Here is a 25,403-nt window from a genome sequence, read left to right on the forward strand (position 1 = left end):
GGGTCACTTGATGTCGGAGCCGTGCTTCGTCAGCGGCATGACCTCGATGTTCATGTAGGGGAACAACGGCAGGTTCCACAGGATCTCGTGCAATTCGTCGGCCGACTCGACGTCGAAGATCGAGATGTTGCTGTACTGGCCGACGATCCGCCAGATCTCCCGCCACTTGCCCTGGCGCTGGAGATCCTGGCTGTAGGCCTTCTCCTTCGCGACGGTCTCGGCGCGCACGTCGGGGTCCAGATCGCGGGGGATGTCGACGTCCATCCGAACGTGGAACAGTGCCATGATGTTTCTCCTTCTTCTGTTCTGACGAGAGCGCGAATCAGGAACGCGCGTACTTCTTCACGACGTCCATGTCGAGTTCGACGCCGAGTCCCGGCCCCTCGGGCAGGTGCACCTGGCCCTCGGAGTAGTCGAGCGGCTCCTGCAGCAGTTCGACGGCGAACAACTGCGGACCGAACAGTTCGGTGCCGTAGTCGATCCCCGGTTCGGCGCAGGCGAAGTGGACGGACGCGGCGGTCCCGATGGGGCCTTCGATGGAGGTCGCACCGTGGCACCGCAGGCCGGCCGCCTTCGCGACGGCGACGACCTGCTTGCTGCGCTGCAGTCCGCCGCACTTGGTGGTCTTGAGCGCGACGACGTCGGCGGCGCCGAGCTTGGCCACCTCGTACGCGTCGTGCGGGGTCTGCACGGACTCGTCGGCCATCACCGGCGCCGAGACGCGTCGGTTGATCTCGGCGAGCACGTCGAGTTGATCTGCGGGAGTGGGCTGTTCGATGAGCTCGACTCCACCGTCGACGAGCTGCGGGACGTGGCGCAGCGCGGTGAAACGGTCCCAGCGGGCGTTGACGTCGATGCTGAATCCGACCTCGCCGCCGAACGCCTCGACGATCTTGACGACACGATCGGTGTCGACTGCCGGGTCGAGCGCACCCATCTTGAGCTTGAAGGAGTAGTTCAGGCGCTGCTCACGCTTGTGGGTGACCTCCTCGACGATCTCTTCGAGCGGCGCGGCGCCGAGCGCCCACCGCACGTCGACGCCGGTCCGGAAGGCACCGCCGAGCAGCGACGCGACCGGCACACCCAGCGCGCGTCCCCACGCGTCGTGCATCGCGACGTCGACGGCGGCCTTCGCGAATCGCGCGTTGGCGACGATGCGCTCGATATCGACCATGACGCCACTGATCTCGTCGACTCCGCGTCCGATGATGTAGGGCCCGATGTAGCGATCGACGATCTGCTGCATCGTCTCGACCGATTCGCCGCCCCACCACGGCCCGCCCGGCACGACGCCTTCACCGTAACCGGTGACGCCGCCCTCGGTGGTCACCGCGACGAGCAGGATCGGCTGCGCTTCGGCGGTGGTGGTGGCGAACTTGTGGGGTCGGATCAGCGGTACATCGATGATCGTCGTGGTGACGGAGGCGATCTTCAGATCGGGGTCGGACATCGGAATTGCTCACAATCGGATCGGGGTGTGACGGGGAATACGTCGACCCTGCATTCAGCACGAATGCCGGTACCCCAGTGGGGCACCGGCATTCGTTACGCAGAACCGACTCGCGCGCGGGGGCCGGATCGGGCGGTTTCCGCGGTGCGGATCACGCTTCGGGGTCGAGTACGAAGTTGTAGGTCACTTCGTCGATGCCGTCGGCGTTGGGCTGCGGATCCAGGATGAGCTCGGGCTTGACGGCCGTGGCGACGTCGTCCTCGACCCACTCGCCGCCCTTGAAGTACAGCTGGGTGGTGATGGCGCGCTTGCCGGGAGCCTTCACCATGAGGTGCAGGTGGGCCGGACGCCAGGGGTGTCCGCCGTAGGAGTTGATGAACCAGCCGGTCGGTCCGTCGGCCGGGATCTTGTAGGGAGCCGGCTTGAGCGTGGTGATCTCGAAGTTGCCGTTCTCGTCGACCTCGACGGTGCCGCGCAGGTTCCACTCGGGGATACCGGGGGCGAACTGCGAGTAGAAGCCCTCTTCGTCGGCGTGCCACAGCTCGACGGTGGCGCCATGCAGGCCGTTGCCCTCGAGGTCGGTGACCTGGCCCTTGAAGACCAGCGGCGGCGCGACCTTGTCCTTCTCGCGCATCGGCATCGTGCACTTGGCCGGGAGCTTCGGGCTGTCCGGGACGTAGTAGGGGCCTTCGATGGAGCCCTTGGTGCCGGTGAAGCCCTTGCGGTTGTAGTGCACCTTCTCGATCTCGTGCTCGAGGAAGACGTCCAGCCACAGCGGCCACTCGCCGTATTCACCCACGTCGATGAGCCACTGCTTGAGCACCCGGTACTCGTCGTAGGTCACCTGGTGCTTCTGGATGATGTCGGCGAAAGCCCCGATCACGTCCTGGTAGATCGCCGACGCACGCTCGACCGAGGTGTCGGACGTGACCCGCTCGGACTTGAACTTGTCGGTCGCAGCGTTGCCGGACCCGTGGGCGGTGGGGTTCTCCATGGTGGTCATGGCTCTCCTCGTGGGGACTGAACTATCGGAAGTGTGGGGCCGGTGCGACACAGGGGCTGCGGTGATCACCGGTCAGTACGCTGTGCGTACTTGTGTATCGCAGTGCGTACATCACATACTGTGCGTGGTGTCACACAGCTTGTCAACACCGGATCGGGCAGTATCAACAAGTACGCAGGTAGGAGGCAGGATGCCGAGCATCGACCTAGGTAATGGCCCTAGCAACGATCGAGACTTCATCCAGAGCATCGAACGTGGTTTCGCGGTATTGCACGCCTTCGACGACAAGGACCCGAACCCCAGCCTGGCCGAGCTGGCCGCCAAGACCGACCTGTCGCGACCCGCGGTCCGCCGGATCCTGCTGACCCTGCAGAAACTCGGCTACGTCACCTCGCACGGCACGAGATGGTCGCTCACTCCACGCGTGCTCAGTATCGGCCGGCACTACACCGAATCCCACACTCTCGTGGACTCGGCATTGCCGAAACTCGTCGAGATCGCCGAGCACGCCAACGAATCCGCATCCCTCGGCGTACTCGACGGCACCGAGGTCGTCTACGCCGCACGCGTCCCGGTCCGCCGGATCATGAGCATCAACGTCTCCGTCGGCACCCGCGTCCCCGCCTACGCGACGTCGATGGGTCGGGCGCTGCTGGCCTGGTCACCACGCGACATCGTCGATCGCGTGCTCGAGGAAACCGAGTTCGTACGATTCACGAGCGCGACGATCGACAACCCCGACGACCTGCGTGCCGAACTGGCCCACGTGCGCAACCGCGGCTACGCGATCACCTCCGCCGAACTCGAGGAAGGGCTCATCACGATCGCCGCTCCCGTCTTCGACCCCTCCGGCTATGCCGTGGGAGTGCTCGCGTGCTCGACGTCGACCGGTCGGCACACCCTCGACTCGTTCTGCGATCTCGCTACGAAAAGGGTCGTGAACTGCGCCGAAAGGCTCAGCAGCGAGCTCGGCTACCACCACGACTGACGGCCCTCGATCACCCACGCAGCGTGACCGACGGTGCCACCCCATACTTACGCTTGTAGGCCGCCGCGAACCGGCCGGTATGGGTGATACCCCACTTCAGAGCCACATCGGTGACCGACAGTTCCGCCGCATCGCCCACCGCGAGTTCCTCGTGGATGCGCTCGAGGCGCAGGTCGAGCAGATAGTCGCGCGGGCACACCCCGAGATATTCGCGGAACCCCTCCTGCAGGCGCCGCACGCTGACCCCGGCCACCTCGGCCATCTCGGCGGTGGTCCACGCCGAGGCGGGATCCTCGTGCAACCGGTCGAGGACACGCTTGATGATGCGCGGGCGCGCCCCGCCGGTCGGATCCGCGTCCTCCGGCATGACCGCGAGGATGAACGAGGTCGTCAGAGCACCCGACAACTGCTCCGAGACAAGCGGATTCCGCCAGAGCGATTCGTCCATCTTGAGCTGTTCCACGACCGAGCGCAACAGCGTCATCCAGCTCTGGCCCGCCTGCGTCGTCAGATCCACCCGATTCGGGAGCTGCAGGTCGGGACGGGCGAGGATGCGCCACATCTCGCGCTGTAGATAGTCGCGTTCGAGCTTGATCCCGACGATCTCGCAGTCGTTCGTCCACTTCTGTTCCGGAGCTGCGGTGTCGGGACGGAAGACGGCGGCGTGCCCGACCTCCGACACCAACCCGTTGCCGGCGGCGATCCGACCGGCGATCGGAATGTTCACCGCGTACGCCCCGGGATGTTCGCTGCGGATCGACACCGCCGCTCCCCAGCCGATGCGCGTGAGACGGATCGGCCCGAGCGGCAGTGTGCGGAGCCGGAGCGAGGGCGCGACGTCGTCGAGCGGCGTCAGTTCGTGCTCGAAATAGGCATTCGAGACAGCCTCTTCCACCCCTTCCCAATCGACCGGCCCCGAAGTCGGCTCCATTGCCATCGGCCCCTCACCTTCGTTTCCAGCTCGTCGTCGGCGCTCCGACCTGCGCATCCGTGTGGTTCGAGCGCGTGCGATCCAGTGTGATGCGGAACACGGCCCCAGGCAAACAGGGCCCTTCGGCCCACTCACCGCGCTAGGTGGATAGTGACCGCGCTCACTGGATCGCACAAGTTCCACGACGTCCATATGGTCTGTGTCACATCGAATCGAAGTCCACCACAACCCGCACCGGACAGGAGGACGCAGACATGGATCAGCGCACACTCCGCAATATCTTCGGACAGTTCGCCAGCGGCGTCACCGTCATCACCTGCGCGAACAGCGACGGAGAGCCCCACGGCGCGACCGTCACCGCCTTCACCGCCGTCTCGCTCGAGCCCCGCCTGTGCCAGGTCACCCTGACCCGCACCTCCAAGGCCTGCCGGTTCCTGTCCGACGCGCCGTTCGCGGTCAACATCCTCGCCGCAAACCAGCTCGACACTGCACTGCACTTCGCAGGACGCCCCCAGTCGCCCGAGCCGGTCTGGGAGCAGGGCCCCACCGCCCCGATCCTCGCCGGCACCGCCGCGACACTGTCGTGCACGCCCTGGCGCGAATACGACGGCGGCGACCACATCATCTACATCGGCGAGATCGTCGACGCCACCTTCGACGAGACGGTCGACCCGCTCCTGTTCTACCGCAGCACTTTCCATGATCTCGGCGCCCCGAGCACGTCCACCGCGTGGAACGGCTCGCTCGACGATCCGCACAGCGGATGGTTCGACTCGCAGACCCGCTTCGTGCCGTTCCACCTCGCCGCAGCCCACGCCTGAACATCTTCCACTCCCCCGGACAAGGAGAAATCCCATGACCACCACCGAACCCCGGCCCTCGGAGACCCTCGATCGTTCCAAGGTGAACGTCGCCGCGGACTCCCCGGCCAACCAGCAGAAGAACTTCGCCTCCCGCCCCATGACCGGCGACGAGTACATCGCCTCCATCGACGACGGTCGCGAGATCTACCTGCACGGTGAGCGAGTCAAGGACTTCACCAACCATCCGGCCTTCCGCAACTCGATCCGGATGACGGCGCGCCTCTACGACGCCCTCCACACCGGTGAGCACGTCAACACCCTCACCGCCCCCACCGACACCGGCAACGGCGGCGTGACCATGCCGTTCTTCCGCACCCCGAAGTCCGCCGACGACCTGCGGGCCGACCGCGACGCCATCGCCACCTGGGCACGGCTGACCTACGGCTGGATGGGCCGCAGCCCCGACTACAAGGCGTCCTTCCTCGGCACGCTCGGCGCGAACGACGAGTTCTACTCGCCCTTCCAGGACAACGCGAAGCGCTGGTACCGCGAGTCGCAGGAGAAGGTCCTGTACTGGAACCACGCGATCATCAATCCGCCGGTCGACCGTCAGCTACCGCCGGACCAGGTCGGCGACGTGTTCATGAAGGTCGAGAAGGAGACCGACGCAGGCCTCATCGTCTCCGGCGCCAAGGTCGTCGCGACCGGCTCGGCCATCACGAACTACAACTTCATCGCTCACTACGGTCTGCCGATCAAGAAGAAGGAATTCGCGCTGATCTGCACGGTGCCGATGGACGCACCCGGCATCAAGCTCATCTCGCGCGCCTCCTACTCTCAGAACGCGAACATCGTCGGCTCCCCGTTCGACTACCCGATCTCCTCGCGGATGGACGAGAACGACGCGATCTTCATCTTCGACAAGGTGCTCGTGCCCTGGGAGAACGTCTTCATGTACGGGGACGTCGAGAAGATCAACAACTTCCTCGGCGGCTCCGGCTTCCTCCAGCGCTTCACGCTGCAGGGCTGCACGCGACTCGCGGTCAAACTCGACTTCATCGCCGGTCTCCTCATGAAGGCTCTCGACGCCACCGGCGCCGGCGGATTCCGCGGCGTGCAGACCCGTGTCGGTGAGGTCATCGGCTGGCGCAACCTGTTCTGGTCGCTCACCGACTCCATGGTGAACAACCCGGAGCCGTGGATCGACGGCACCGTAATCCCCAAGCTCGAATACGGCCTCACCTACCGCATGTTCGCGATGCAGGGCTACCCGCGCATCAAGGAGATCATCGAGCAGGACGTCGCCTCGGGCCTGATCTACCTGCCCTCGTCCGCCGCCGACTTCAAGAACCCGGACGTGCGTCCTTACCTCGACAAGTATGTCCGCGGCTCCGACGGCATCCAGGCGGTCGACCGCGTGAAGGTCATGAAGGCACTGTGGGATTCGATCGGCTCCGAGTTCGGTGGCCGCCACGAACTGTACGAACGGAACTATGCCGGCAACCACGAGAACGTCAAGGCCGAGCTGCTGTTCGCCGCCGAGAGCCGCGGTGACGTCGCCTCCATGAAGGGCTTCGCGGAGCAGTTCATGAGTGAGTACGACCTCGACGGCTGGACCGTGCCCGACCTGATCGGCAACTCCGACGTCAGCGCGTTCTACAAGTAACCGACTCCCGCGCGCGGGCGGATGATCTCCGTTCTCCTGCCCGTCCGCGCGCGGCCCCCAACATCCACCCACCGCGAAGGAGCGTCCGAGATGACCACGACCGCTTCGACCTCCGTGTCCCATCCCCCTGCACCGGAATTCGACGCAGTGGTCCTCGGACGCTCCTTCGCCTCCCAGCGGGTCTCGGCCCGGTTGCGCGACGAACTACGGCTGGCGGTCCACGAGATCGGCACCGCGAGCGCCGTCCGCTACGACGACATCGACCATCGGTGGGAGATCCTCATCGGCGGCACCGTCGTCGGCCGAGCGAAGTTCGTCGTAGACGGGCACGGCGGCCTCACACTGCAGGGCCGAGACGGCGCCGCGCTCGAGCGCGATGCCCTGACGGTGCACGGCTTCCCGAATCTGTTCCGCCCCATCGTCAGTACGCGCACGGACTCCGTCGGGTACACGGTGTCCTGCATCGAATACATGCGCAGCAACGGTCTGGACTACGTCGAGCGGCGGCTGCGGACGCCGGTCGCGGACGACGACTACCCTGAGCTTTCGTTCGATCGGCCCACACCCATCCTCTGGTTCGGCTGAGCCGTCCGGGAGGACGCGCGAGCGGGTGACGACCACGAGGTCGTCACCCGCATACGTGCGTCCGAATCCGCATGCGTTCAGCCCCGCAGGACTTCCGTAGGGGTGACGCCGTACCGCTTCCTGAAGGCGGCGGCGAAACGCCCCGGATGGCCGAAACCCCACCGGAAAGCCACATCTGCCACGGTGATTCCCCCGGCAGTAAGATCCGCGTGGGCGCGATCGAGCCGGATGTCGCGCAGACACGCGGACGGACTGCTGCCCACGTACTCGGAGAACGCCTCCTGCAACCTGCGCACACTGGTTCCGGCGATCTCCGCCATGTCGGCTGCCGTCCAGACACGACCCGGATCCTCCTGCAGAGCATTCAACACCCGCCGGACCATGCCCGGGCGGGGTGCCGGTGACATTTCGTCGGCCGGCGCGACCGCCAGGACGAAGGCCGTGGTGACCGCACCGCCGAGCTGGGCCGACACGAGAGGATTCGTGAGCACCCGGGTCGGCCCGGCGAGCTGCTCGCTCAGCGCTGCCACGAGACGGTGCCATTCCTGCACTGACCCCCGCAGATCGAGGCGGTCGGGAAGTTCGAGGCGCGACCGCAACGGACCACCGAGAATGCGGTCCGCTTCGCGTTCGAGATGTTCTCGATCGAACTTGATTCCGAGGACCGAACATTCGGCGTCCCACCGTGTGATGAGCGACGGGGTGTCCGCGCGGAAGACTGTCGCCGAGCCGGGTTCGGAGACGACGGTGCCCGAGCGCCCCCGCGATTCGAGCCGCCCGCTCAGCGGTATGTTCACCTCGTAGGCGCCCGGATACTCGCATTCGATCGCGACGTCCGCTCCCCAGCCCATCCGACCGATCGTGACACCCCCGAGATCGGCCGAGACCAATTCGAGCTCAGGACGATCCACCTTTCCGAGGTCCGTCAATCGGTGCGGGAAGTACACGTCCGCCACGACGCGCGAGGCGTCGTCCCAGTCCTCGATCTCGGGCACACTCACGCCTTCGAGACTAACCGCTTCCGAGACCTGGATCACATAGTCGCGTGATTCGTCCAGGGACCGCGCAATGTGCATCGACCGGCCCGTCGGCCGACTCGTATGGTCCTGGCCACGTCAACAACGGCCCGGCCGTCGCCGGACGGCTCCCGACCCGGAGGTACACCGATGACCAGCACCCTTTCGTGGCTCGACGAGATCACCATGGAAGAACTCGAGCGCAATCCGTACCCGGTCTACGAGCGCTTGCGCGCCGAAGCTCCGGTCGCCTTCGTGCCCGTCCTCGGTGCCTACGTAGCGTCCACGACCGAAGCGTGCCGTGCGGTCGCGGCCGGCGACGACTTCGACGGCATCATCACCCCCGCCGGTGGCCGCACCTTCGGTCATCCCGCGATCATCGGCGTCAACGACGACATCCACCGCGACCTGCGGTCGATGGTCGAACCCGCCCTCCAGCCCGCCGAGGTGGACCGCTGGATCGAGGATCTCGTCCGCCCGATCGCACGACGCTACGTCGAGGCGTTCGAGTCCGACGGCAGGGCCGATCTCGTCGCCCAGTTCTGCGAGCCGGTGAGTGTGCGGTCGCTCGGAGATCTCCTCGGACTGAAGGACGTCAGTTCGGACAAACTGCGCGAATGGTTCCACAAACTGTCGGATTCGTTCACCAACGCAGCGATGGACGAGGACGGAAACTTTCTGAACCAGGAACGTTTCGACGAGGGCGACCGCGCCAAGGAGGAGATCCGTTCCGTCGTCGACCCGCTGATCGACCACTGGATCGAGCATCCCGACGACAGCGCCATCTCGCACTGGCTGCACGACGGGATGCCCGAAGGGCAGACGCGGGACCGCGACTACATCTACCCGACGCTGTACGTCTTCCTCCTCGGCGCCATGCAGGAACCGGGACACGCCATGAGTTCCACCCTGGCAGGCCTGTTCACCCGCCCCGATCAGTTCGAAGCCGTGGTGGACGAACCGGGACTCATCCCCCGCGCGATCGCCGAAGGGATGCGCTGGACCGCCCCGATCTGGTCCGGCACCGCACGTATCGCCAAGCGCGACACCGTCGTATCAGGAATCGAGATCAGTGAAGGGTCGGTGGTCATGCTGTCCTACGGGTCGGCGAACCACGACATCGACGTGTTCGACGCCCCCAGCCGCTACGACCTGACCCGCCCGCCGCTCCCCCACCTCGCCTTCGGTGCCGGCAAGCATGCCTGCGCGGGAATCTACTTCGCGAACAACGTGAGCCGCATCGGTCTCGAAGAACTGCTCGAGACCATCCCCAATCTCGAGCGGGACACTTCCGAGGACGTCGAATTCTGGGGTTGGGGTTTCCGCGGCCCGAAGACCCTGCACGCCCGGTGGGAGATCTGACCATGCCGTACACACTCACCGCGGGCACCGGCGTCGTTCCCTGCGAACCCGGTCGGACGGTGCTGGAAGCGTTCCTGCGCAACGGCAACTGGATGCCCAACTCCTGCAACCAGGGAACCTGCGGCACCTGCAAGATCAAGGTCCTCGACGGCGAACTCGATCATCGGAACTCGCCGGAGGAGACGCTCACCGCCGACGAACTCGCGGCCGGATTCGTCCTCGCGTGCCAGGCCACCCCGCGCGGCGACGTCGCCTTCGAGACCCCCGCAACGGAGGAACCCGCCAGCACGCACGTGCTGCGCGACGTCGTCGTCACCGTCACCGAGGTACGCGACATCGCCGCCGACACACGCAAGGTGTTGCTCACCGCCGACGAACCGCTCGAGTTCTCGGCCGGGCAGTACGTGGAGGTGACAGTTCCCGGGACCGAGATCCGACGGCAGTACTCACTCGCGAATCCGCCCTCCGAGGCCAAAGAGCTCGAACTGCACATCCGCCGGCAACCCGGTGGAGTCGCGAGCGAATGGGTCTTCGAGCGCATCGACGTGGGTGAACGCGTGACCGTCACCGGCCCGTACGGCGACTTCACCTTCGATCTGGAGGGCACCGGCCCGATCGTCCTGCTCGGCGGTGGGACGGGCCTCGCCCCGCTCGAGGCCATCGTCCGGCAGGCGCTCTCCCTCGTCCCCGACCGGCAGATCCTGCTCTACCACGGGGTCCGTACCTGCGCGGACCTGTACGATGTCGAGTTTCTCCGCGAACTGGAGACCCGTCATCACGGTTTCCGCTACATCACCTGCGTGAGCAGGGAGAGCGGCGGAGACCGCGACGGATACGTCACCGACGCCTTCCTCGAGGACGTCGCGTCCGCGAAGGAGTTCACCGGTTACATCTGCGGATCGGACGCGTTCGTCGAGGCATCAGTGAAGGCGTTCAAGCGTCGCCGCATGTCGCCGCGACGCATCCGGCGCGAACGGTTCACCCCGGCCGGCTGAATACCCTCATCCCCGTACCGCTCGTACGCACGCGCTGCTCCGGCACCGCGATGCGCACGAGCGGTACGGCCGTGTCGAGGGTCTTTCCGCCTCCGGTCGCTCGAGGGCCTTCCGACCCCCCACCCAGGGGTCCTAGGTATCCCTAGGTATTTGCCTGGTGTGACCGTAGCCACAGGCTGTCATCGTGGAGATATCGCCGGACACATCGCGTCGAGCCGGACCGGAGAAAGACCCCGGTCACCACGAATCTTCAGTACAGGCTCGGCCGCGTCGGACACGCCCTGTCCGTCCCGGGAACGAAGCCGATACCTGGAGGATCCCATGACCGACATCGTGGAGCACGTGCGCACTCGCCTCGACGGCGCACTCGTCGAAGACCCGAGCACCGGGCGGTACCAGATCCGCCGTGACGTCTTCACCGACGAGGAGATCTTCGAACTCGAGATGAAGCACATCTTCGAGGGCAACTGGGTGTACCTCGCCCACGAGAGCCAGGTCCCGAACGTCGGTGATTACTTCACCACGTATATCGGCCGCCAGCCCGTCGTCATCAGCCGCGACAAGGAAGGCGAGCTGCACTGCCTGATCAACGCGTGCAGCCACCGCGGTGCGATGCTGTGCCGTCGCAAGACCGACAACCGCACCACCTTCACGTGCCCCTTCCACGGCTGGACGTTCCGCAACAACGGAAAGCTGCTGAAGGTCAAGGATCCCCGCGACGCCGGCTATCCCGAGCAGTTCAACACCGACGGCAGCCACGACCTGCGGAAGGTCGCTCGTTTCGAGAGCTACCGCGGTTTCCTGTTCGGCAGCCTGAATCCCGACGTCAAGTCGCTCGAGGACCACCTCGGTGACACCACGAAGATGATCGACATGCTCGTCGACCAGTCCCCCGAGGGCCTCGAGGTGCTGCGCGGTTCGTCCACCTATACCTACGACGGCAACTGGAAGCTGCAGGCCGAGAACGGCGCCGACGGTTACCACGTCTCGGCCACCCACTGGAACTATGCCGCGACCACCGCGCGCCGCACTGCCGGTGAGTCCAGCAACGAGACCAAGGCGATGGACGCCGGCACCTGGGGCAAGCAGGGCGGCGGCTACTACTCGTTCGACCACGGCCACCTGTTGCTGTGGATGTGGTGGGGCAACCCCGAGGACCGTCCGCTGTACCCGCGCAAGGACGAACTCGCGAAGGAGTTCGGCGAGAAGAAGGCCGAGTTCATGGTCGGCGCGTCGCGCAACCTGTGCCTGTACCCGAACGTGTACATCATGGACCAGTTCTCCTCGCAGATCCGGCACTTCCGCCCGATCTCCGTGGACAAGACCGAGGTGACGATCTACTGCATCGCACCGAAGGGTGAGAGCGCCGAGTCCCGCGCCAACCGGATCCGTCAGTACGAGGACTTCTTCAACGCGACCGGCATGGCCACCCCGGATGATCTCGAGGAGTTCCGCTCCTGCCAGAAGACCTACCTCGCATCGGCTGCGCCCTGGAACGACATGAGCCGCGGTGCAACCCACATCCTCAACGGACCCGACGAGGTCGCTCAGGATCTCGGCATGACGAAGGTGCTGTCGAGCGGTGTGAAGACCGAGGACGAAGGCCTGTACCCGATCCAGCACGGCTACTGGCTCGAAGCGATGCGCGAGGCCATCGCCGCCGAGAGTTCCGCCGCCGACCCGTCCGCGCTCTGAGAGGAACCGGAATCATGACTGCCGTACACGAATTCACGCAGACCGACATCGAACAGTTCCTCTACCGTGAGGCCCGACTGCTCGACGACCGCGAGTTCGAGCAGTGGCTCGAGTGCTACCACCCCGATGCCGAGTACTGGATGCCGGCCTGGGACGACGACGGTGCTCTCACCGAGAACCCGCAGACCGAGATCTCGCTGATCTACTACCCGAATCGCGGCGGCCTCGAGGACCGGGTGTTCCGCATCCGCACCGACCGTTCGTCGGCGACCTCGCTGCCCGAACCCCGCACAGGACACAACATCACCAACGTCGAGATCCTCGAGCGTCGCGGCACCGAAATCGACCTGCGGCACAACTGGTTCTCGTTGTACTTCCGCTACAACACCACCGACACCTACTTCGGGGCCACCTTCCTCACCCTCGATGTCTCGGGCGCACAGCCGGTGATCAAGAAGAAGAAGATCGTCCTGAAGAACGACTACATCCACCACATCGTCGACGTCTACGTCGTCTAGTTCCACCCCGATCACGAAAGGAGGCACGTGCCATGGCTTACCAGGTGGCATTGAGCTTCGAGGACGGGGTCACCCGCTTCATCAAGGTCAACCCGAACGAGACCGTCGCCGACGCCTCGTACAAGGCACGCATCAACATTCCGCTCGACTGCCGCGACGGCGCGTGCGGAACCTGCAAGGCCTTCTGCGAATCGGGCAGCTACGACGGCGGCGACTACATCGAGGACGCCCTCACCGACGAAGAGGCCGAGCAGGGTTACTGCCTGCCGTGCCAGATGATGCCGGAATCCGATCTGGTGGTGCAGATCGCGAGCACCTCCGATGTCGCGAAGACCGCAGCCGCCTCGTACAGCGCGACCATCACGGATCTGCGCCGTTACTCCGAGAGCGTCGTCGGGTTCACCGTCGAGATCGACAACCGTGACGATCTGGTGTTCCTGCCCGGTCAGTACGTCAACATCGGCGTGCCCGGCAGCGACGACGGCACCGGTAAGCCGGCGACCCGCTCGTACTCGTTCAGCACCGGCCCGCACGAGAATTCGCTCGCGTTCCTCGTGAAGATCACCGAGGACGGTCTGATGTCCGAGTACCTGCGCGACCGCGCGCAGGTCGGCGATACCCTGGAGTTCACCGGCCCATTCGGCAGCTTCTTCCTGCGCGAGCGCAAGCGTCCGTCGCTGCTGCTCGCCGGCGGTACCGGCCTGGCGCCGCTGCTGTCGATCCTGTCGAAGATCGAGGCCGACGGCTCGGACCAGCCGGTGCACCTGATCTACGGTGTCACCTTCGATCACGATCTCGTCGAACTCGACGCGCTCGAGGAGTACACGAAGCGGCTGCCGAACTTCACGTTCGACTACTGCGTCGCCGACGAAGCGTCGTCCGCCCCGAACAAGGGATACGTGACGGGTCTGTTCGAGCCGTCGCACCTCAACGACGGTGATGTGGACATTTACCTGTGCGGTCCGCCGCCCATGGTGGAGGCGGTGCGTAACCACCTGTCCGAGAACGGTATCGAGCCGACGAACTTCTACTTCGAGAAGTTCAACACCTCGGCCACCCCGGGTGGGGCAACCGCACCCGCTGCCACCGACGCCGAGAAGGCCGCGGCGGAGAAGGCTGCCGCCGAGACCGGTCGTCCGGTGGTGCTCGAGAACCCCGAGCCCGGCAATTACGAGATCGGCGAGGAGCATCCGCCCGTCGCCGAATCGGACGAGCAGTTCGACGCCCGCATGGCCCTCGAACTCGGGGTCGTCGAACTCACGATCGGCCGGCTCACGCCGGAGCAGCTCGTCGAGTTCCGCATCCTCGCCGAGGCGTCCGGCGCGTCGGTCGAAGGCGACCACTTCACCGACGCCGCGGCGTTCACCGACACCAATGCGGCCTTCCACGAGTTCCTCTTCCGCTGTTGCACCAACCCGGTGCTGCTCGAGGCCTACAACAAGCTCGAGGTCACCCGGTTGATGAAGCAGGTCCTGCGCGACGCGCAGTGGATCGAGGAGCACATCGTCGACGAGCACCTGCAGCTCGTCGAGGCGTTCGAGAAGGGCGACAAGGCCGCCGCGCGCGACCTGATCGTCGTCCACTCGCAGCACGCCAAGGAGACGATGCGTCGCGCCATCGCCAGCGGTGCCCCAGCAGGTGTCTCCTCATGATCGAAACGAAGATCTTCCCGGGCCGGTTCGACGGACGGTGCCTGACGATCACCGGCGCCGCGCAGGGCATCGGTCTCACGGTGGCGACCCGCATCGCCGCCGAGGGCGGTGAGGTCGTGCTCGTCGACCGCGCGGATCTCGTCCACGAGGTGGCCGAGCAGCTGCGCGAGGCGGGCGGCAAGGCGCATTCGGTGACGGCGGATCTCGAGACCTTCGAGGGCGCGGAGGAGGCGATCTCCCACGCCGTCCGCACCACCGGCCGCATCGACGTGCTGATCAACGTCGTCGGCGGCACGATCTGGGCCAAGCCGTACGAGCACTATGCGCCGGAGGAGATCGAGAAGGAGATCCGGCGGTCGCTGTTCCCCACTCTGTGGACGTGTCGCGCCGCCGCTCCCCATCTGATCGAGCGACGCGCCGGCACGATCGTGAACGTCTCGTCGGTCGCGACCCGCGGCGTCAACCGCGTGCCGTATTCGGCGGCGAAGGGTGGGGTCAACGCGATCACCGCGTCGCTCGCCCTCGAACTCGCCCCCTACGGGGTCCGCGTGGTGGCGACCGCCCCGGGCGGCACCGTCGCTCCCGAGCGGCGGATCGCGCGCGGTCCGTCGCCGCAGTCCGAGCAGGAGAAGGCCTGGTACCAGCAGATCGTGGACCAGACCGTCGATTCCTCCCTGCTCAAGCGGTACGGCACGCTCGACGAGCAGGCCGCCGCGATCTGTTTCCTGGCCTCCGAGGAGGCCTCCTACATCACCGGCACGGTTCTTCCCGTCGCCGGCGGCGATCTGGGCTGACCGCCCCTCGCTCGGCCTCACCGGAGGCGCCAGTCCCCCCGGTGAGGCCACTTTTCTCCCCGAATCCTCTTGTGACTCCACCCACAGACCGGAGCAACGCATGCCCCACGCCACGCAGACCTGGGCCAGTCCACAACATCGGCGCAGCGTCATCTGGATCGTCGCGCTCGCCACCCTCGCGATCATCTTCGACGGCTACGACCTCGTCGTGTACGGCACCGTCCTTCCGACCCTGATGGCCGATCCGACCCAGCTCGGGGAGATCTCCGCCCAGCAGGGTGGTGCCCTCGGCTCCTACGCGCTCATCGGCGTCATGGTCGGCGCGCTGCTGACCGGTGCGTTCGGTGACCGCGTCGGCCGCCGGAAGATGATGTTGATCAACATCGTCTGGTTCTCCGTCGGCATGGGTGCGGCGGCCTTCTCCACGAGCATCACGATGTTCGGCGCGCTCCGCTTCTTCACCGGCATCGGCGTCGGCGGTCTCGTCGCCACCGCCGGAGCCGTGGTCGCCGAGTTCGCTCCGCCCGGCAAGCGCAACCTGTTCAACGCCATCGTCTACAGCGGTGTCCCCGCCGGCGGTGTGATGGCCTCGCTGCTCGCGATCCTGCTGCGCGACGCGATCGGCTGGCGCGGACTGTTCCTCATCGGCGCGTTGCCGCTGCTCATCCTGCTCCCGCTGGCACTGATGAAGCTTCCCGAGTCGCCCGCCTGGCTGCAGTCGCGGGGACGCTCCGACGAGGCGCAGCGTGTGTGCGAGAAGTTCGGTTTCCCACTGCCGTCCGCAGCACCTGTCGCTTCCACCGAGAAGATCGGTTTCGCGGCACTCGCGACCCGCAAGTACGCCCTCGGTACGGGACTGCTCGGCATGATGAGCTTCGCCGGTCTGCTGCTCACCTACGGCCTCAACACCTGGCTGCCGAAGATCATGGCCGACGCCGGTTACAACGCCAACGGCTCGCTCGCCTTCCTCCTCGTCCTCAACGGCGGCGCCATCCTCGGCGGCCTGCTCGCCTCGAAGGTCGCCGACGGCCGCGGACCGCAGTCCGTCATCGTCACCACCTTCTTCCTCGCGGCCGTGGCCCTCGTGCTGCTCACGCTCGGTTTCCCGCTGCCGGTGCTGCTCACCGCCGTCGCGATCGCCGGTACGGGCACGATCGGCACCCAGGTGCTCATCTACGGGTTCGTGTCCAACTACTACGACACCCCCGCCCGCGCTGCGGGCGTGGCGTGGTGCGCCGGCTTCGGCCGCCTGGGCGGCATCGTCGGCCCGGTCATCGGAGGTCTGCTCATCGGCGCGGGCTTCGCGAACAACGTGAACTTCTACATCTTCGCGGGTATCGCGCTCGCCGGTGGTCTGGTCACGTGGTTCGTGCCCCGCCCGGTCCAGTCCGTCTCGCCGGTCCGCAGTTCCGATCGCCCCGTGCCGACTACCGTGGATGTGTGACGGACAACGCTGTGCTGATCGGCCGGAACTCCGAGTTGTTGCAACTCGAACGCCTCCTCGACGAAGCCCGCGCGGGTGTCCCCTCGCTGGTCCTCGTCGAGGGGGCGTCCGGCGTCGGAAAATCCTCCCTCGTTTCGCATTTCGTCGCTCGCCACGACGACCTCGCCGTACACGACGCGACCGGGGCCCGCTGGGAAGCCGGCCATCCGTGGTCCGTGCTCGAACAGCTGCTCGGCGACACCGTCACGGCGGGCGACCCGGTGGGGGCGGCACGCACGCTCCTCGACCGGATCGACGACGCGACGGTGATCGTCGTCGACGACGCGCACTACGCGGATGCCGAGTCGTTGCAGTCGCTGTCGTCGTCGCTGAGGCGAGCGCACGGACGTCCCCTGCTCATGATCTGGATCGTGCCCGACGTGCTTCCCGACGATGTCGCCCCGGCGACCGCCGACCTCCTCTCGAACAGCCACCGCGTGGACACCCTCCACGTCGGCGCGCTGGCGCCCCCGGATGTCGCGCAACTCGCACTGCATCGCATCGGCGTCGACCTGTCCGCGTGGACGGCGCGTCGCCTGCAGGAACACACGCTCGGGAACACCCGCTCGATCCTGCAGCTTCTCGACGAGATCCCTCGCGACGAATGGCACCGCTGGCAGGCGCGTTTCCCAGCACCGAGACAACACGCGGGGAAAGTGGGTCGCATCCTTGCCCGGTGTTCACCGGACACGCGCGCGCTCGTCGAATCGGTCGCCGTCCTGGACACCGCCGCGACACGGGGAGCCACCGAATCCCTCGCGCTCGTCGCCGAACTCGCCGAGGTCGGCGACACGACCAGGCCGCTCGACGAGGCCCACCGGCTCGGTCTGCTCACGATGCGTGAACAGCGTGGCGTGGTGTCGTTGTCGTTCCCCGACCCCATGACCCGCGCCGCCGTGGCCGACGAGATCGGCCCGGCCCGCTGGCACAGCCTGCACGCGCGGGCCGCTTCGCTCGTCGACGACGAGGGCGCCCGGTTGTTCCACCTGGTGTCCGCGACACCGACCGGAAACGAGGAACTCGCCGCCGACCTCGACGCTTACGCCCGGCGATGCGCCGCCGACGGCGCCTGGTCCCAAGCGGCCGAAGCGCTCATCACCGCGAGCCGTATCACTCTCGACCGAGAACTACGGACCCGCAGGATGATCCGCGGTGTCGACGCACTGACCGGTGCGGCGGACCTGCCCCAGGCCCAGACGTTCGTCCCCGAGATCGAGAGCGTGCCGAGCGGACCGATGCGCAACGCCGTGCTCGGCTATCTCGCGATCCAGCGGGGGCGGGCCGCGGAAGCGCACCACCTTCTCACCGAAGCGTGGTCGATGCTCGACGATCCGGAATCCGAACCCGAACTCGCCGCCACTATTTCGCAACGCATGGTGTTGCATTCGTTGGCACGGCTGCGCGGCGACGATCTTGTCCTGTGGGCCGATCGTGCCGCGGACACCCTCCCCGAGACGGCTCCACCCGTCGTCGAGTCCCGGGCCATCCGCGGACTCGGGCTGGCGATGACCGGTCGCGTCGATGAGGCCGTCGAGTCGTATTCGGCTCTGTCCGATGTCATCCGGCTCGGAGCGCAGAGCCAGCGCATCCGCATGGCCGAGGGGTGGCTCGCATTGGTGCTCGACCGGCCCGATCTCGCCCGGACCGAACTCGAGGCGGCCGAACCGACCATCTTCCGCGGCGGGTCGCTGCGCATCTCGCTGTGGGCGCAGGCCTGGCTCGCGCGAACACAATTCGCGCTCGGTGCGTGGTCCGACGCGCTGCGCACCGTCGATCGCGCGGCGGCGCAGCTCGACGCGACACAACTCGATCTGCTCCGACCGCTCGTCCACTGGACCGGCGCCCAGGTCCAGGCGCTGCGCGGGAACTGGACCGCGGCACGGGAACACGCCCACCGTGCCCGCGCCGGGAACAACGACTACCCGCTCATGCTCGTACCGGCCTGCCTGTGCCTGGCGCAGTGCGCCGAGGTCGTCTCCGACTACACGAGCGTGTTGCGCTATCTGGAACCGATCGTCACCATGCGCGAGCGGGGCGCCGTCGACGAACCCGGCCACTGGCCGTGGCCGGATCTCTACGGCAACGCCCTCGTGATCACCGGACGCGTCGACGAAGCGGACGAATTCCTGCGGCCGCACGAGGAACTCGCCGCCGAACGCGGTCACCGCTCCGCCAAGGCCCGCCTCGGTTACGTGCGCGGTCGCATCCTCGGAGCCCGCGGCGACATCGACGCCGCCCGCGACGCTTTCGAACACGCACTCGACGAGATCGACACGCTGCCACTGCCCTACGACCGTGCACGCATCAACTTCGCGTACGGCCAGACGATGCGCCGCGCGGGGCGTCGCCGCGACGCCGACGCGGTGATCCGCACCGCCCGTGAGCTGTACGCGTCGCTCGGCGCCGTCTCGTACGTGGAACGTTGCGACCGGGAACTCAAGGCCGGTGGTCTTCGTACCGGCGACGGCGAGACCGAGACCCCGCGTTCGGATTTCACGACCCTCACTCCGCAGGAACGCGCCGTGGCCACACTCGTCGCGTCGGGCCGCACCAACAAGGAAGTCGCCGGTGAGCTGTTCCTGTCCGTCAAGACCGTGCAGTACCACCTGACCCGCGTGTACTCGAAGTTCGGCATCCGCTCGCGCAGCGAGCTCGCCGCGAAGTTCCGACAACAGGATCGAGGTTGATCATTGACCGCCGTGGACGATCGCCCCACCGCCGAGACCGATCTGTTCGAACGCCCCGTGCGTCCCGTCGTCGGACCGCGCGGGATACTCCGGGATCTCGGCCCACGATACGCCGCGAACGGCTTGATCGGGCTCGTCTTCTCGTGCACCGGACCGGTCGCCGTGATCCTCGCCGCCGGCGCCGCGGGCGGGCTGAGCGCACCGCAGTTGGCGTCGTGGATCTTCGGGGTGTTCGCCCTCAACGGGCTGCTCACCATCGTGATGAGCGTCGCCTACCGGCAACCGCTCGGGTTCTTCTGGACCATCCCCGGCACCGTGCTGGTCGGCGGGTCGCTCACCCACCTGAGCTGGGCGGAGGTGGTCGGCGCATTCTTCGTGACAGCGGCCGTCGTGACGGTACTGGGGGCCTCGGGACTGGTGCGCCGAGTGATGGAAGCGTTGCCGATGCCCATCGTCATGGCGATGGTCGCGGGGGTGTTCCTGAAGTTCGGCATCGATCTGGTTTCGGCGCTCGGTTCCGACGTCGCCATCGCCGCACCGATGGTGATCGTCTTCCTCCTGCTCAGTTCCGTTGCGGTCCTCGGTAAGTGGATGCCTCCCATCCTCGGCGCTCTGCTCGCCGGGGTGGGCGCGGTCGCGCTGTCGGGCCGGTTCTCACCGTCCGGGACCGACAGCGCGGTCTTCGCCGCACCGGTGTTCACCGCCCCGCAGTTCACGTGGTCGGCGATCCTCGAACTCGTCGTGCCGCTCGCGATCACCGTGCTGGTGGTGCAGAACGGGCAAGGCATCGCGGTGCTGCGCTCGGCCGGGCACAATCCGCCCGTCAACGTCTCGGCGATCGCGTGCGGACTGTGGTCCTTCCTTGCCGCGTGCGTCGGCGCCGTGTCGACCTGTCTGACCGGACCGACCAACGCGCTGCTCGTGTCGTCGGGCGAACGGTCCCGTCAGTACACCGCGGCGATCACATGCGGGACGCTGGCGATCGTCTTCGGACTGTTCGCGCCGCTGTTCGTCCGGTGGATGATCGCCGCGCCCGCCTCGTTCGTCGCGACTCTCGGCGGCCTGGCGATGCTCAAAGCGTTGCAGGGCGCCTTCGTGGCCGGGTTCGCGAGCAAGCACACCATGGGTGCGCTCGTCGCGTTCGTGGTCACCGCCTCGAACATCACCGTCTGGAACATCGGCGCGGCGTTCTGGGGGCTCGTCGCGGGTGTGGCCGTGTCGTGGCTGATGGAGCGTCCGGACTTCAGCCGCTGACCCCGACCCCGACGTACTCGGAGAGATGCTCGCCGGTGAGCGTCGACCGCTCCTCCACGAGTTCGCTGGGGGTGCCCTCGAAGACGATGCGTCCACCGTCGTGGCCGGCGCCGGGACCGAGGTCGATGATCCAGTCGGCGTGGGCCATCACGGCCTGGTGGTGTTCGATGACGATCACCGACTTGCCGGACTCGACGAGCCGGTCGAGCAGACCGAGCAGCTGTTCGACGTCGGCGAGGTGCAGGCCCGTGGTGGGTTCGTCGAGGATGTAGGTCTCCCCCTTCTCGGCCATCGCGGTGGCGAGCTTGAGCCGCTGCCGCTCACCGCCCGACAGGGTGGTCAGGGGCTGGCCGAGCCGCAGATAGCCGAGGCCGACGTCGGACAGTCGCTGCAGGATCTTCGACGCCGCCGGGGTGCGTGCCTCGCCGTCGGCGAAGTACTCCTGGGCCTGCGCGACGGACATGGCGAGCACCTCGGCGATGTTCTTCCCCGCCAGGGTGTAGTCGAGCACGGCGGTCTGGAAGCGCTTGCCCTCGCAGTCCTCGCAAACCGATTCGACGGTGGCCATCACCCCGAGGTCGGTGTAGACGACACCGGCGCCGTTGCAGGTCGGGCAGGCGCCCTCGGAGTTGGAACTGAACAGGGCCGGCTTGACACCGTTGGCCTTCGCGAACGCCTTGCGGATCGGTTCGAGAAGACCCGTGTAGGTCGCGGGGTTGCTGCGACGCGAGCCCTTGATGGGGCTCTGGTCGATCGTGACCACGCCGTCGCCGTCGGCCACCGAACCGTGGATCAGCGAACTCTTGCCCGATCCGGCCACGCCGGTCACCACGACGAGCACGCCGAGCGGGATATCGACGTCGACGTTCTGCAGGTTGTGCGTGTCTGCGCCGCGGACCTTCAGGGCTCCGCTCGGGGTGCGCACCGTCGGTTTCAGCGACGCCCGGTCGTCGAGGTGACGACCGGTGAGGGTGTCGGCACGCCGCAGTTCGTCGACGGTGCCCTCGAAGACCACCTGTCCGCCCTCGGTGCCGGCGCGCGGGCCGAGATCGACGATGTGGTCGGCGATCGCGATGGCCTCGGGTTTGTGTTCGACGACGAGCACGGTGTTGCCCTTGTCGCGCAGTTGCAGCAGCAGGTTGTTCATCCGCGCGATGTCGTGCGGGTGCATGCCGATCGTCGGTTCGTCGAAGACGTAGGTGATATCGGTCAGCGACGATCCGAGATGGCGGATCATCTTGATGCGCTGCGATTCTCCGCCGGACAGGGTGCCGGTGGGACGATCCAGCGACAGATATCCCAGCCCGATGTCCGCGAAGGAGTCGAGCAGATGACAAAGGTTCTTCAGCAGCGGGGCAACCTGCGGAAGATCCAGTCCGCGCACCCATTCGGCGAGATCGCTGATCTGCATCGCGCACACATCCGCGATGCTCCTGCCGTCGATCTTCGACGACCGCGCCTCGGGGGCGAGACGCGTCCCTTCACAGTCCGGGCATGTGGAGAAGACGACGGCCTTCTCGACGAACGCACGGATGTGCGGTTGCATCGCGTCGAGATCCTTGGACAGGAACGACTTCTGGATCTTCGGGATCAGGCCCTCGAAGGTGACGTTGACGCCCTCCACCTTGATCTTGGTGGGTTCCTTGTAGAGCAGGTCGTGGAGTTGCCGCTTGGTGAACTTCGCGATCGGCTTGTCGGGATCGAAGAAGCCGCAGCCGCGGTAGATCCGGCCGTACCAGCCGTCCATGCTGTAGCCGGGGATCTTCAGGGCGCCCTCGTTGAGGGAGAGACCGTCGTCGTAGAGCACGGTCAGGTCGAAATCGGAGATGTTGCCCTTGCCCTCGCATCGCGGGCACATGCCGCCGAGCCGGTTGAAGGTCACCTTCTCGGCCTGGGTCTTCCCCGCGCCCCTCTCCACCGTCACCGCACCACTGGCCCGCACCGACGGCACGTTGAACGAGTAGGCGTTGGGCGGACCGATGTGCGGCTCCGCAACCCGGCTGAACAGGATGCGAAGCATCGCGTTGGCATCGGTGGCGGTGCCCACCGTCGAGCGCGGATTCGATCCCATCCGTTCCTGGCCGACGATGATCGCCGCGGTGATGCCGTCGAGCACGTCGACGTCCGGGCGGGCCAGGGTCGGCATGAATCCCTGCACGAACGCGCTGTACGTCTCGTTGATCAGGCGCTGCGACTCGGCGGCGATCGTGCTGAACACCAGCGAACTCTTGCCCGAGCCGGAGACACCGGTGAACACCGTCAATCGCCGCTTGGGGATCTCCACGCTGATGTCGCGGAGATTGTTCACGCGCGCTCCGTGAACCCGGATCGCATCGTGGGTGTCGGCGACGTGCGCTGCATGTGCCGGTGTGTCCTTCGTCGAGGTCATGTTCGAAGACTCCAGTGGTCGTACGGATGCGGGGCGGAACGGGTGCGACGATCGGAGAGTAAGGCCGATCGTGGGATCGGTCAGCGCAATTGCTGGATGCGGACCATGTTTCCCGCGGGGTCGCGGAGAGCGCAGTCGCGGACGCCGTACGGCTGGTCGGTGGGTTCCTGAACGATCTCGGTGTCGCCGGCCTGCAGCTGCTCGAACGTCCCGTCGAGATCCTTCGTCGCGAGGATGATCGATGCGAAGGTGCCCTTGGCCATCATCTCGGCGATGGTGGCGTTCTCCTCCTCCGTGATGCCGGGGTCGGCGTCCGGCGGGTACAGCACCAGGGACGTGCCGGGAGTGTCGCTGCGGCCGAGGGTGATCCAGCGTTTCCCGGCGTAACCGACGTCGTTGAGGACCTCGAAGCCGAGGGTGTCGCGGTAGAACGCGAGGGACGCCTCGGGATCGGTGTGCGGAAGGAATGTCTGGTGAATGGTGATGTCCATGCCGATCACGGTATGACCGGCGGACCCGTCCGCGCTTCTCGATTCCTGATCGGTCTGGTGACATTCTTCGCCACGCACGACGGGATGCCGTTCGTCTCCTCGCCCGCCTGCTTGCGGTACACGCTCGGGGGCACGCCGACGAGTTCCGTGAACCGGGTACTGAAGGTGCCGAGCGACGAACAGCCCACCTCGAAGCACACCTCGGTGACGGTGAGGTCGCCGCGTCGCAGCAACGTCATGGCCCGCTCGATACGCCGGGTCATGAGATACGAATAGGGCGACTCGCCGTACGCGAGCCTGAACTGGCGGCTGAGATGGCCGGCCGACATGTTCACGCCGCGGGCGAGGGCCTCGACGTCGAGGGGCTGGGCGTACTCGCGGTCGATGCGGTCGCGGACGCGGCGCAGCAACGCGAGGTCGCGCAGACGCTGATCGGTGACGGGTTTACCGGGCACGGGTCCGATCGTGCCACGATGCGCCGCCTCGATCCTGTCGTCGTGCGCCTCCACAGCACATCCGCCCCGCGAGGATCCCGGGACCACAAACCGGACCCGCCGGGACCGGAAAACTGACACTCTGTCGATACCTGCCCGTACGGACGAAAGGTCACCGATGGCTCGTGCGGTTCGCGTCGTCGTTCTCGGATCGGGATCGTGGGGAACCACGATCGCGTCGTTGGCCGCACGCAACACCCCGGCGACGTTGTGGGCCCGCAACGACGACATCGCGCGTGAGATCGACACCGAGCACCGCAACCGTCGATATCTCGGCGAACGGCCACTGCCGCAGGGCCTGCGCGCGACGTCCGATCTAGAAGAGGCCGCCCGCGAAGCCGACGTCCTGGTAATCGGTGTGCCGTCGCATGCAGTGCGCAAGACACTCGAGCAGGTCGTCGACGAGATCCGCGCGTGGGTTCCGGTCGTCTCGCTCGTGAAGGGCCTCGAGCCGGGCACCCGCCTGCGGCCCACCGAGGTGATCGCCGAATGCCTTCCGGGGCACCCCGTCGGGCTGCTCGCGGGTCCGAACATCGCCGGGGAGATCGCCGACGGCATGGCCGCCGCGTCGGTGGTCGCGATGCAGGACGAAGCGGTGAGTGCGGCGCTGCAACCGCTGTTCGCCACGTCGTTGTTCCGCGTCTATCGCAATACCGACGTGCTCGGCTGCGAACTGGGCGGGATCCTCAAGAACATCGTGGCGATCGCGGCCGGCATGGCCGAAGGACTCAGCGTCGGCGACAACACCCGCGCGATGGTCCTCGCCCGTGGGCTGGCGGAGATGACGCGTCTCGGTGAGGCCATGGGTGCGGATCCGCGCACGTTCGCGGGCCTCACGGGGATGGGTGATCTCATCGCGACGTGCACGAGTCCGTCGTCGCGGAACCGCCGGGTCGGTGAGGCGCTGGCGCGCGGGCTCAGCATCGACGAGGCCGTCGAGGCGCTGGGGCAGGTCGCCGAAGGGGTGAAGACCGCGCCGACGGTCATGGAACTCGCCCGCGAGTACGGGGTGGAGATGCCGATCGCCGCCGAGGTCGCGGCCGTGGTGACCGGGAAGAGCACCCCCACCGATGCCTATCGGGGGCTGCGCCGGGTCACACCCGGCGACGAGAGGGACATCGTCTGACCTTCTCTACAGCTTTCTCGG

At 66.7% G+C, this 25,403-nt stretch carries 22 protein-coding genes; 14 read left to right on the forward strand and 8 right to left on the reverse strand.

Annotated features, from left to right (window positions below):
• Positions 1-3: 3 nt before the first annotated feature.
• From catC to catA, 3 genes are all read right to left on the reverse strand, one after another.
• A complete protein-coding gene (catC, locus tag A5767_RS14570) occupies positions 4-285 on the reverse strand; it encodes a muconolactone Delta-isomerase (RefSeq protein ID WP_006553167.1) in 282 nt (93 codons plus the stop codon).
• Positions 286-322: 37 nt separating this feature from the next.
• Positions 323-1,450, reverse strand: a complete 1,128-nt coding sequence (locus tag A5767_RS14575; protein ID WP_006553166.1) for a muconate/chloromuconate family cycloisomerase — start codon at positions 1,448-1,450, stop codon at positions 323-325.
• Positions 1,451-1,601: 151 nt separating this feature from the next.
• Positions 1,602-2,453 (reverse strand): catechol 1,2-dioxygenase, encoded by an 852-nt coding sequence (catA, locus tag A5767_RS14580; RefSeq protein WP_024102356.1) that lies wholly within the window; start codon positions 2,451-2,453, stop codon positions 1,602-1,604.
• Between the two features lie 190 nt (positions 2,454-2,643).
• Between catA and A5767_RS14585 the strand changes: the two genes are divergently transcribed.
• Positions 2,644-3,441 (forward strand): IclR family transcriptional regulator domain-containing protein, encoded by a 798-nt coding sequence (locus A5767_RS14585; RefSeq protein ID WP_064852573.1) that lies wholly within the window; start codon positions 2,644-2,646, stop codon positions 3,439-3,441.
• Between the two features lie 10 nt (positions 3,442-3,451).
• Here A5767_RS14585 and A5767_RS14590 read toward each other — a convergent pair whose 3' ends face one another.
• Complete coding sequence (locus A5767_RS14590) at positions 3,452-4,372, reverse strand: AraC family transcriptional regulator (RefSeq protein WP_064852574.1); 921 nt, start codon at positions 4,370-4,372, stop codon at positions 3,452-3,454.
• Positions 4,373-4,626: 254 nt separating this feature from the next.
• Between A5767_RS14590 and A5767_RS14595 the strand changes: the two genes are divergently transcribed.
• The 3 genes from A5767_RS14595 (at position 4,627) to A5767_RS14605 (ending at position 7,426) form a co-directional block, all read left to right on the forward strand.
• Positions 4,627-5,193, forward strand: a complete 567-nt coding sequence (locus A5767_RS14595; protein ID WP_019288825.1) for a flavin reductase family protein — start codon at positions 4,627-4,629, stop codon at positions 5,191-5,193.
• Positions 5,194-5,227: 34 nt separating this feature from the next.
• On the forward strand, positions 5,228-6,841 hold the full coding sequence (locus tag A5767_RS14600; protein ID WP_006553161.1) for a 4-hydroxyphenylacetate 3-hydroxylase family protein: 1,614 nt from the start codon (positions 5,228-5,230) through the stop codon (positions 6,839-6,841).
• Between the two features lie 90 nt (positions 6,842-6,931).
• Positions 6,932-7,426 (forward strand): hypothetical protein, encoded by a 495-nt coding sequence (locus tag A5767_RS14605; RefSeq protein ID WP_024102360.1) that lies wholly within the window; start codon positions 6,932-6,934, stop codon positions 7,424-7,426.
• Between the two features lie 77 nt (positions 7,427-7,503).
• On the opposite strand, the gene A5767_RS14610 is transcribed toward A5767_RS14605, so the two are convergent.
• On the reverse strand, positions 7,504-8,427 hold the full coding sequence (locus tag A5767_RS14610) for an AraC family transcriptional regulator (RefSeq protein ID WP_156665159.1): 924 nt from the start codon (positions 8,425-8,427) through the stop codon (positions 7,504-7,506).
• Between the two features lie 165 nt (positions 8,428-8,592).
• Between A5767_RS14610 and A5767_RS14615 the strand changes: the two genes are divergently transcribed.
• From A5767_RS14615 to A5767_RS14655, 9 genes are all read left to right on the forward strand, one after another.
• Positions 8,593-9,804 (forward strand): cytochrome P450, encoded by a 1,212-nt coding sequence (locus A5767_RS14615; protein ID WP_064852575.1) that lies wholly within the window; start codon positions 8,593-8,595, stop codon positions 9,802-9,804.
• Positions 9,805-9,806: 2 nt separating this feature from the next.
• Positions 9,807-10,799: a 2Fe-2S iron-sulfur cluster-binding protein gene (locus A5767_RS14620; protein ID WP_197483250.1), complete on the forward strand. Its 993-nt coding sequence runs from the start codon at positions 9,807-9,809 to the stop codon at positions 10,797-10,799.
• Between the two features lie 321 nt (positions 10,800-11,120).
• Positions 11,121-12,494 (forward strand): benzoate 1,2-dioxygenase large subunit, encoded by a 1,374-nt coding sequence (gene benA, locus A5767_RS14625; RefSeq protein WP_006553156.1) that lies wholly within the window; start codon positions 11,121-11,123, stop codon positions 12,492-12,494.
• 14 nt (positions 12,495-12,508) lie between these two features.
• Positions 12,509-13,012 carry a benzoate 1,2-dioxygenase small subunit gene (benB, locus tag A5767_RS14630; RefSeq protein ID WP_019288828.1) on the forward strand — a complete coding sequence of 168 codons (504 nt, stop codon included), beginning with the start codon at positions 12,509-12,511 and terminating at the stop codon, positions 13,010-13,012.
• A gap of 32 nt (positions 13,013-13,044) precedes the next feature.
• Entirely contained in the window at positions 13,045-14,664 is a 1,620-nt protein-coding gene (gene benC, locus A5767_RS14635; RefSeq protein ID WP_019288829.1) for a benzoate 1,2-dioxygenase electron transfer component BenC, read from the forward strand.
• Positions 14,661-15,458, forward strand: coding sequence for a 1,6-dihydroxycyclohexa-2,4-diene-1-carboxylate dehydrogenase (locus A5767_RS14640; protein ID WP_006553153.1), 798 nt, complete (start codon positions 14,661-14,663; stop codon positions 15,456-15,458). Before benC ends, A5767_RS14640 begins: the two co-directional genes overlap by 4 nt.
• Positions 15,459-15,558: 100 nt before the next feature.
• Positions 15,559-16,902: an MFS transporter gene (locus tag A5767_RS14645; RefSeq protein WP_019288830.1), complete on the forward strand. Its 1,344-nt coding sequence runs from the start codon at positions 15,559-15,561 to the stop codon at positions 16,900-16,902.
• Positions 16,899-19,628 carry a helix-turn-helix transcriptional regulator gene (locus A5767_RS14650; protein ID WP_064852577.1) on the forward strand — a complete coding sequence of 910 codons (2,730 nt, stop codon included), beginning with the start codon at positions 16,899-16,901 and terminating at the stop codon, positions 19,626-19,628. The genes A5767_RS14645 and A5767_RS14650 overlap by 4 nt, the downstream gene beginning before the upstream one ends.
• A gap of 12 nt (positions 19,629-19,640) precedes the next feature.
• Complete coding sequence (locus A5767_RS14655; RefSeq protein WP_064852578.1) at positions 19,641-20,882, forward strand: benzoate/H(+) symporter BenE family transporter; 1,242 nt, start codon at positions 19,641-19,643, stop codon at positions 20,880-20,882.
• Here A5767_RS14655 and A5767_RS14660 read toward each other — a convergent pair.
• The 3 genes from A5767_RS14660 to A5767_RS14670 form a co-directional block, all read right to left on the reverse strand.
• Positions 20,872-23,271 (reverse strand): ATP-binding cassette domain-containing protein, encoded by a 2,400-nt coding sequence (locus A5767_RS14660; protein ID WP_064852579.1) that lies wholly within the window; start codon positions 23,269-23,271, stop codon positions 20,872-20,874. The two genes, A5767_RS14655 and A5767_RS14660, sit on opposite strands and share 11 nt — an antisense overlap.
• 80 nt (positions 23,272-23,351) lie before the next feature.
• Positions 23,352-23,762 (reverse strand): VOC family protein, encoded by a 411-nt coding sequence (locus A5767_RS14665; RefSeq protein ID WP_033097560.1) that lies wholly within the window; start codon positions 23,760-23,762, stop codon positions 23,352-23,354.
• A gap of 5 nt (positions 23,763-23,767) precedes the next feature.
• Positions 23,768-24,217: a helix-turn-helix transcriptional regulator gene (locus A5767_RS14670; RefSeq protein ID WP_033097561.1), complete on the reverse strand. Its 450-nt coding sequence runs from the start codon at positions 24,215-24,217 to the stop codon at positions 23,768-23,770.
• Between the two features lie 157 nt (positions 24,218-24,374).
• Here A5767_RS14670 and A5767_RS14675 point away from each other — a divergent pair, with 157 nt between their 5' ends.
• Entirely contained in the window at positions 24,375-25,382 is a 1,008-nt protein-coding gene (locus A5767_RS14675) for an NAD(P)H-dependent glycerol-3-phosphate dehydrogenase (protein WP_064256437.1), read from the forward strand.
• Positions 25,383-25,403: the final 21 nt, after the last annotated feature.

The sequence above is a fragment of the Rhodococcus sp. 852002-51564_SCH6189132-a genome (genome assembly GCF_001665495.1).
GTDB classification, from domain to species: Bacteria; Actinomycetota; Actinomycetes; order Mycobacteriales; family Mycobacteriaceae; genus Rhodococcus; species Rhodococcus pyridinivorans.

Excerpts from the sequence above, each read along its gene's own strand:
- catC (WP_006553167.1), bottom strand. The coding sequence starts at position 285 with ATGGCACTGTTCCACGTTCGGATGGACGTCGACATCCCCCGCGATCTG.
- A5767_RS14575 (WP_006553166.1), bottom strand. The coding sequence starts at position 1,450 with ATGTCCGACCCCGATCTGAAGATCGCCTCCGTCACCACGACGATCATC.
- catA (WP_024102356.1), bottom strand. The coding sequence starts at position 2,453 with ATGACCACCATGGAGAACCCCACCGCCCACGGGTCCGGCAACGCTGCG.
- A5767_RS14585 (WP_064852573.1), top strand. The coding sequence starts at position 2,644 with ATGCCGAGCATCGACCTAGGTAATGGCCCTAGCAACGATCGAGACTTC.
- A5767_RS14590 (WP_064852574.1), bottom strand. The coding sequence starts at position 4,372 with ATGGAGCCGACTTCGGGGCCGGTCGATTGGGAAGGGGTGGAAGAGGCT.
- A5767_RS14595 (WP_019288825.1), top strand. The coding sequence starts at position 4,627 with ATGGATCAGCGCACACTCCGCAATATCTTCGGACAGTTCGCCAGCGGC.
- A5767_RS14600 (WP_006553161.1), top strand. The coding sequence starts at position 5,228 with ATGACCACCACCGAACCCCGGCCCTCGGAGACCCTCGATCGTTCCAAG.
- A5767_RS14605 (WP_024102360.1), top strand. The coding sequence starts at position 6,932 with ATGACCACGACCGCTTCGACCTCCGTGTCCCATCCCCCTGCACCGGAA.
- A5767_RS14615 (WP_064852575.1), top strand. The coding sequence starts at position 8,593 with ATGACCAGCACCCTTTCGTGGCTCGACGAGATCACCATGGAAGAACTC.
- A5767_RS14620 (WP_197483250.1), top strand. The coding sequence starts at position 9,807 with ATGCCGTACACACTCACCGCGGGCACCGGCGTCGTTCCCTGCGAACCC.
- benA (WP_006553156.1), top strand. The coding sequence starts at position 11,121 with ATGACCGACATCGTGGAGCACGTGCGCACTCGCCTCGACGGCGCACTC.
- benB (WP_019288828.1), top strand. The coding sequence starts at position 12,509 with ATGACTGCCGTACACGAATTCACGCAGACCGACATCGAACAGTTCCTC.
- benC (WP_019288829.1), top strand. The coding sequence starts at position 13,045 with ATGGCTTACCAGGTGGCATTGAGCTTCGAGGACGGGGTCACCCGCTTC.
- A5767_RS14640 (WP_006553153.1), top strand. The coding sequence starts at position 14,661 with ATGATCGAAACGAAGATCTTCCCGGGCCGGTTCGACGGACGGTGCCTG.
- A5767_RS14645 (WP_019288830.1), top strand. The coding sequence starts at position 15,559 with ATGCCCCACGCCACGCAGACCTGGGCCAGTCCACAACATCGGCGCAGC.
- A5767_RS14660 (WP_064852579.1), bottom strand. The coding sequence starts at position 23,271 with ATGACCTCGACGAAGGACACACCGGCACATGCAGCGCACGTCGCCGAC.
- A5767_RS14665 (WP_033097560.1), bottom strand. The coding sequence starts at position 23,762 with ATGGACATCACCATTCACCAGACATTCCTTCCGCACACCGATCCCGAG.
- A5767_RS14675 (WP_064256437.1), top strand. The coding sequence starts at position 24,375 with ATGGCTCGTGCGGTTCGCGTCGTCGTTCTCGGATCGGGATCGTGGGGA.